At 61.9% G+C, this 3,786-nt stretch carries 5 protein-coding genes; 1 reads left to right on the plus strand and 4 read right to left on the minus strand.

Features of this window, described 5'->3' with window-relative positions; translation table 11 throughout:
* From BFP96_RS21820 to BFP96_RS21830, 3 genes are all read right to left on the minus strand, one after another.
* The coding region (locus BFP96_RS21820) for an AMIN domain-containing protein (protein ID WP_139113434.1) at positions 1 to 452 on the minus strand (452 nt) is incomplete at its 3' end.
* Positions 453 to 467: 15 nt separating this feature from the next.
* A complete protein-coding gene (tsaE, locus tag BFP96_RS21825; protein ID WP_065894498.1) occupies positions 468 to 938 on the minus strand; it encodes a tRNA (adenosine(37)-N6)-threonylcarbamoyltransferase complex ATPase subunit type 1 TsaE in 471 nt (156 codons plus the stop codon).
* Positions 926 to 1,786, minus strand: coding sequence for an NAD(P)H-hydrate dehydratase (locus tag BFP96_RS21830; RefSeq protein ID WP_065894496.1), 861 nt, complete (start codon positions 1,784 to 1,786; stop codon positions 926 to 928). Before BFP96_RS21830 ends, tsaE begins: the two co-directional genes overlap by 13 nt.
* Positions 1,787 to 1,849: 63 nt before the next feature.
* On the opposite strand from BFP96_RS21830, the gene queG reads away from it, so the two are divergent.
* Positions 1,850 to 2,914, plus strand: coding sequence for a tRNA epoxyqueuosine(34) reductase QueG (gene queG, locus BFP96_RS21835; protein WP_065937000.1), 1,065 nt, complete (start codon positions 1,850 to 1,852; stop codon positions 2,912 to 2,914).
* Here queG and BFP96_RS21840 read toward each other — a convergent pair.
* On the minus strand, positions 2,911 to 3,528 hold the full coding sequence (locus tag BFP96_RS21840; RefSeq protein ID WP_170827587.1) for a trimeric intracellular cation channel family protein: 618 nt from the start codon (positions 3,526 to 3,528) through the stop codon (positions 2,911 to 2,913). The genes queG and BFP96_RS21840 overlap by 4 nt on opposite strands.
* Between the last annotated feature and the right edge of the window lie 258 nt (positions 3,529 to 3,786).

Below are 3,786 nucleotides of genomic sequence, written 5' to 3' on the forward strand. Positions count from 1 at the left end.
ACCGCAGGCACCGTCGCCACGCTGGGCGTCGGCACAGGCGGCGGCGCGGCATCGGCAGGGTTGTCGAACAGGTCGACCACCAGGCGGTTGCCATATTGAGCGTTGGGCGCCAGGGAAAAGCTTTTGGGGGTCACGGCCTTTTTCAGGTCGATGACCACGCGCAGGTCGGTCGGCGTGCGCTGGGCCGAACGCATGGCGGTAATGGGTGTATTGGCGGTGGAGACCTTCAGCGGCGCAGCCAGGCTCGCACCGTTGATGTCGATCACCAGGCGATCAGGCGCCGTGAGGGTAAAGACGCTGTGCTGGACCGGGCCAGACAGGTCGAACACCAGTCGCGTGTTATCCGGCGCTCGCCACAGGCGAACACTTTTCACCTGTGAAGCAGCCAGAGCATTGACAGTCATTGCCGCAAGCAACACCCCCACGACAGCAACCAACGCGCGAAAGCGCATACCTAACCCCACCAATTATTTGAATTCCAGTGCCAAAGCGGCGCACCACGACTGGCCGCGCACGCTCTGGGGCAACAACTTCAACTGACGTCCGTGCTCATGCGGCGTAATGGTAATGGTCATGTCCGGCTTTGGCAAAAAGCCTGTGCCTTTATTTGGCCACTCGATCAGGCATAACGCGTCTTCGTCGAAATAATCACGGATGCCCATGAATTCCAGCTCTTCAGGGTCCACCAGGCGATAGAGGTCGAAGTGGAAAGCGCGAATATTACCGATCTCATAGGGTTCGACCAGGGTGAACGTCGGACTTTTTACCGCGCCGGCATGCCCCAAACCGCGAATGATGCCCCGGGACAGCGTGGTCTTGCCCGCCCCCAGGTCGCCCTCGAGGAAGATCAGCCCCGCCCCGGCCGTGACCTGGGCAATGCGCCGGCCGAGGTCGACCATGGCCTCTTCATCGGCCAGGAAAAAAATCACTTCAGACACGGCGACTGCTCCTCCAACAATTGACGAATGGCCGGTATCAGATCACTGGCGGCCAGGCCGCGGCCAAACGTGCCCTGGCGATCCCCTGCCGTGGCGTGCAACCACACGGCCAGGCAGCTTGCCTCATAAGCGGGCATGCCCTGGGCCAGCAGTGCGCCTACCAGCCCGGCCAACACATCGCCCAGCCCTGCCGTCGCCATCGCGGGATGGCCTTGGTCACAGCGCGAAACACGTCCGTCCGGGCTGGCGATCAAACTGCCGGCCCCCTTGAGAATAGTCACCGCGTTGAATCGCTGGCTCAACGCGCGCGCCACCTTAAGGCGGTCGGCCTGAACCTCGGCTGTCGAAATGCCCAACAGGCGCGCGGCTTCGCCCGGATGCGGGGTGATCACGCAGTTGGCCGGCAGGCTGACGCTGCCGGTCGCCAGTTGATTCAAGGCGTCGGCGTCCCAGACTTGCGGCTGCGGCGCGTTGGCGGCGACGGACAGCAGGCTTTTACCCCAGGATGCGTCACCCAGACCGGGCCCGATAACAATGACCGAGATCTTTTCCAGCAGGCCCATCAGCTGATTGGCCGAACTCACGCCCTTTGTCATCACCTCCGGCAGACGCGCCAGCGCGGCGGGAACATGCTCCACGCGTGTCGCCAGCGACACCATCCCCGCCCCACTGCGCAATGCACTTTCAGTACTGAGCAGCGCTGCCCCGCCAAAGCCTCGGTCGCCGCCAATCACCAGCAGGTGGCCAAACTGACCTTTATGAGCGTCCAGCGAACGCGCAGCCAGTTGCGGCAAGTGGCCCGGCAACAACAGCTGAACGTCGGTTATTTCATGTTTTGTCTGAGGCATGCGTCTTCAAGCTCCGATGTCTGGCAGAATTATACGCATCTAACCTGTGGTTTCCCGTGTCTCATGCCCGCTATTACCTCCGATCTGCCCGCCCTCGCCCAATCGATCAAAGACTGGGGCCGCGAGCTGGGCTTCCAGCAAGTCGGCATCAGTGGCCTGGACCTGGCCGAGCATGAACAGCACCTGCAACGCTGGCTCGACGCGGGCTACCACGGCGAGATGGACTACATGGGCGCCCACGGCAGCAAACGTTCGCACCCCGACGAGCTGGTGCCGGGCACCTTGCGCGTGGTGTCGCTGCGCATGGATTACCTGCCCGGCGACACCCAGATGGCGCAACTGCTGGCCCAGCCGGAAAAAGCCTATATCTCGCGCTACGCCCTGGGCCGGGACTATCACAAGCTGATCCGCAAGCGCGTGCAGCAACTGGCCGACCGTATCCAGGCGCAGATCGGGCCGTTCGGCTTTCGTGCCTTCGTCGACAGCGCGCCGGTCCTGGAAAAAGCCATCGCCGAACAGGCCGGCCTCGGCTGGATCGGTAAAAACACCCTGGTCCTCAATCGCAAGGCCGGCAGCTATTTCTTCCTCAGCGAACTGTTTGTCGATTTGCCATTGCCGGTGGACCCACCCCACGCCACCGAACACTGCGGCCGCTGCACCGCGTGCCTGGACATCTGTCCTACCAACGCCTTCGTCGGCCCCTACGTGCTGGATGCCCGGCGCTGCATTTCCTACCTGACCATCGAGCTCAAGAGCGCCATTCCCGAAGACCTGCGCCCGCTGATCGGCAACCGTGTATTTGGCTGCGATGACTGTCAGATCGTTTGCCCGTGGAATCGTTTCGCCCGCACCACCGCCGAAAGCGATTTCAAGCCACGGCACAATCTGGATAACGCGGAACTTGCCCAATTGTTTATGTGGGACGAGGATAAATTCCTCAGCAGCACCGAAGGCTCACCTTTGCGCCGCGCCGGTTACGAGCGCTGGCTGCGCAATTTGGCGGTGGGCCTGGGCAATGCGCCGTCGAGCATTGCGGTGCTGGAAGCGTTGAAGGCGCGGCGCGATTACCCGTCGGAAATGGTGCGTGAACATGTGGAGTGGGCGCTCAAGCAACACGCCGCACGCTAGTGGACGTCGTCGTTGTAGACGAACTTGGGCATTTCCCAGTGAAAACGGATCGCCAGCAGGCGCAGTAGAAAGCCGCTGAACAGGGTCAGCAGAATCGCCTGTTCGCTGGGCAATTGCAGATACAGGCACAGCAAGTAGAACCAGGCGGCCAGGAACGACACGCTGGCGTACAGCTCACGGCGAAAGATCAGCGGGATGTCGTTGCAGAAGATGTCTCGCAGGATGCCGCCAAATACGCCGGTGATCACGCCGCTGACCGAGGCCACCAGCATGCCATGCCCCATTTCCAGGGCGGTCATGCAGCCGATCAGGGTGAACGCCACCAAACCCAAAGCATCCAGCGCCAGGAACAGCGAGCGCAGGCGGCGCATCAGCGGTGCGATAAAGATGGTCACCAGCGCGGCCACCGAGGTCAGCACCAGGTATTCAGGGTGCTTGACCCAGGTCAGCGGGTAATGCCCCAGCAGCACATCGCGCACCGACCCGCCACCCAGCGCCGTCACGCAGGCAATCAGCACCACGCCAAACCAGTCCATGCCGCGTCGACCGGCGGACAAGGCGCCGGTCATGGCTTCGGCGGTGATGGCGATGAGGTAGAGCATCAACAGCATGATGGCGATCCTTGCAGGGAGGTCGGCAGTCTAATCATTTGCTGATGGCACCAAAAGGGGGCGCTCCGAGATAAACCCGGTCGCCCTTCAACACTTGGATTTGCAAATCCATTCCAATGTGGGAGGGGGCTTGCCCCCGATGGCGGCCTCTGAGCCGACCAGGATGCTGGATTGGAACGAGTACATATCCGTTTCTGCGGTAACGGCCACTTAGGGTTCCGCCCTGACGGCGGCTCACTTTTGAAAAGCGCAAAAGTAAGC

The organism is Pseudomonas sp. 34 E 7 (genome assembly GCF_900005715.1).
Taxonomy (GTDB): domain Bacteria; phylum Pseudomonadota; class Gammaproteobacteria; order Pseudomonadales; family Pseudomonadaceae; genus Aquipseudomonas; species Aquipseudomonas orientalis_A.

Coding starts and splice junctions, on each gene's coding strand:
- BFP96_RS21830 (WP_065894496.1), bottom strand. CDS start 1,786: ATGCCTCAGACAAAACATGAAATAACCGACGTTCAGCTGTTGTTGCCG.
- queG (WP_065937000.1), top strand. CDS start 1,850: ATGCCCGCTATTACCTCCGATCTGCCCGCCCTCGCCCAATCGATCAAA.